Origin of the sequence: Streptomyces sp. NPDC005423 (assembly GCF_040606415.1) — a bacterium.
In the GTDB taxonomy this organism is placed as follows: domain Bacteria; phylum Actinomycetota; class Actinomycetes; order Streptomycetales; family Streptomycetaceae; genus Streptomyces.
This window is the reverse complement of record NZ_JBEXET010000105.1, coordinates 1-2,636: the sequence shown is the minus strand read 5'-3', so window position 1 is coordinate 2,636 and position 2,636 is coordinate 1. Positions and strand designations below refer to the sequence as shown.

Genomic DNA, 2,636 nt, shown 5'->3' with positions numbered 1-2,636 from the left:
CAACGTCCTCTGGGCCATGCTCCGCGACGGAGCGTGCTACCAGCCCCCACCATCAGTCACGCTGGCGGCTTGACATCCCTATTGGGAAGTTCTTTTTCTTCTGGCCTCGAACGGTGTCCCAAACGAGGTCACTCACCTGGGGATTCGCCGGACATGAGGGTGGCCTTCGTCTGATGCTGTGCTCCGTCACGAGGAGAACCAGTCGAAGGCCGATGTCATGAGTGTGGTGTGCCCGGATGTCCGGCGGGAAGCGTTTGCGGAAGCGTCACGCTTCCGAGCAGAGTTCTACGAGTGTCTGACCGCCCGGCGTGACGAAATGTTCGAACTGGCCGACGCGCTGTTGTGCGCCGACGGGCCGGTCACTTCGCCGGTGGACCTGACGATGGTGCCCGAGCACCGGCGTGGGCACGGCGCGTTGTACGGAGCTCTGAACCGGGGCAGGATCGACGTTGAGAGGCTGCGGACCTTGCTCGCCGGGCTGCCGTTGCCCCGGTTCGAGGGCGGGCGCCTGGTGCTGGCGGTCGACGTGTCGCCGTGGCTGCGCTCGGACGCGCCGTGCTCGGCCGACCGGCTGTTCTGCCACGTCTACGGTCGGGCGAAGTCCGCCTCCCAGTTCATCCCGGCTGGCCGTACTCCTTCGTCGCCATCCTCGAACCGGGAGCCACCTCGTGGACATCGATCCTGGACGTGGTCCGGCTCGGACCCGAAGACGATGCGACCGCCGTCACCGCCACCCAACTCCGCGCCGTGGCCGAGCGGCTCATCTCAGCCGGCCAGTGGGCGCCCGGCGACCCGGACATCACGATCGTCATGGACGCGGGTTACGACGTCACCCGCCTGGCCTGGGTCCTGCGGGATCTTCCTGTCGAGCTGGTCGGGCGCATCCGCAGTGACCGGGTGATGCGGCTACCGAAGCCCTCGCCCAAGGAGTACGCCCTGGCCTATCCCCAGGGCGGCAGGCCGCCGAAGCACGGCAAGGAGTTCCGCTTCGCCAAACCCGAGACCTGGCCCGAAGCGGTGATCACCACCGTCACCGACACCGCCAACTACGGCAAGGCCGACACCCAAGCGTGGGACCGTGTCCACCCGAGGCTGACCCACCGCTCGGCCTGGCTGGAGCACGACGGTGAACTCCCCGTCGTCGAGGGCACCTTGGTCCGGCTGAAGGTCGAGCACCTCTCCAAGGAACGGGAAGCACCGCCGGTCTGGCTGTGGTCCTCCAAGACAGGCGCCACCCCGGCAGACGTGGACCTGTGGTGGCAGGTGTTCCTCAGAAGATTCGATCTTGAGCACACCTTCAGGTTCGGAAAGCAGATTCTCGGCTGGACCACCCCGAAGGTCCGTACTCCCGAGGCCGCGGACCGGTGGACCTGGCTCGTGGTCGTCGCCCACACCCAGCTCCGCCTCGCCCGGCCGCTGGCCGCCGACCTCCGCCGGCCCTGGGAGAAGCCGGCCAAGCCCGAACGCCTCACCCCGGCCCGGGTCCGCCGAGGGTTCAGGAACATCCGAGCCTAACTGCTCTGCCCGGCCCGTGTTCCCCAACCCCGCGGCACCGGCCCCGGACGCCCACCCGGCACCAAGAACCGGCACCCCGCACCCCGCTACGACGTCGGCAAAACCGTCAAACGCCCCGAGACCCTCAAGGCCATCGGCAGACCCGGCCGATCTTGGTAGATACAGAGCAAGCCAAGTCCCTTCCGTCGCCCAAGCACGCTGCGCCTATGGATGGTCGGAGAACAAGTGGGGCCGATAGTCGGCCGTGACGGGCTGCGGCGGCTGGCCGGTGGCCTGTCAGTGACGCCTGGCACCATGGCCACCCATGAACGCTGAATCGGCCGACCGGTCCTGGCTCCGCGACTTCCACCGCGGCTTCCTGCTTGAGGGCTACACCCTGACGCTGGTTCGCGGGCTCACTCCGCGTGAGTACCTCGACCGCATCGGCGCCCAGCCGCAGGAAGACTGCGACGGTTTCGATGACTTCATCGCCCGGGACCGCGAATTCCAGGACGATCAGGACGACTGGGGCGACCGCATGTTCATCGGCGCTGCCCTGGTCCACGACGAAGACACCGACTGGGTTCTGGCCCTCGAGATCAACGGCGGCATCGAGTTCCACACCGATGCGATGAAGCACGCCACTCGCGGCACCCGCGGTGTCTCGCACTTCCGCAGCCCGAACGCCATGTCCCTGTTCTCCTGGTGGGAGGACGGTGAGCTGCGCACTCGCTTCGAAGGTCCCCTCCATCGAGAAGGCAGCACACCGGACCACCTCCTCGACCTCATGCGCCAGACGGGGTTCGACCTCGAAGCCGGCGCCTGCGACCTGGAGAATTACGTCGCACTCGCGGAAAAACTCACCGGCGTCCACCTGACCGCGAACATGCTCGAAGACGGCACCTACTCCACGGGCACCGTCGAGATCCCCACCGAGCACTGGACCGGTGTCAGCATCGACGTCACCGATACGCACGAAACCCGCACCTACACCAAGCTCCCCAACCCCACACACGATCAGCGTTAAATCGGCTGCAAGGCCATGCGGGTAGATAAAGAACTTCCCAATAGGGATGTCAAGCCGCCAGCGTGACTGATGGTGGGGGCTGGTAGCACGCTCCGTCGCGGAGCATGGCCCAGAG

1 protein-coding gene and 1 pseudogene are annotated in these 2,636 nt (G+C 66.7%); both read left to right on the top strand.

What is annotated here, in order from left to right:
* Positions 1-217 precede the first annotated feature (217 nt).
* Positions 218-1,674: pseudogene (locus ABZT12_RS39250) on the top strand (NF041680 family putative transposase).
* Between the two features lie 145 nt (positions 1,675-1,819).
* On the top strand, positions 1,820-2,521 hold the full coding sequence (locus tag ABZT12_RS39245; RefSeq protein ID WP_356394643.1) for a DUF6461 domain-containing protein: 702 nt from the start codon (positions 1,820-1,822) through the stop codon (positions 2,519-2,521).
* Positions 2,522-2,636 lie beyond the last annotated feature (115 nt).

Coding starts and splice junctions, on each gene's coding strand:
- ABZT12_RS39245 (WP_356394643.1), top strand. CDS start 1,820: ATGAACGCTGAATCGGCCGACCGGTCCTGGCTCCGCGACTTCCACCGC.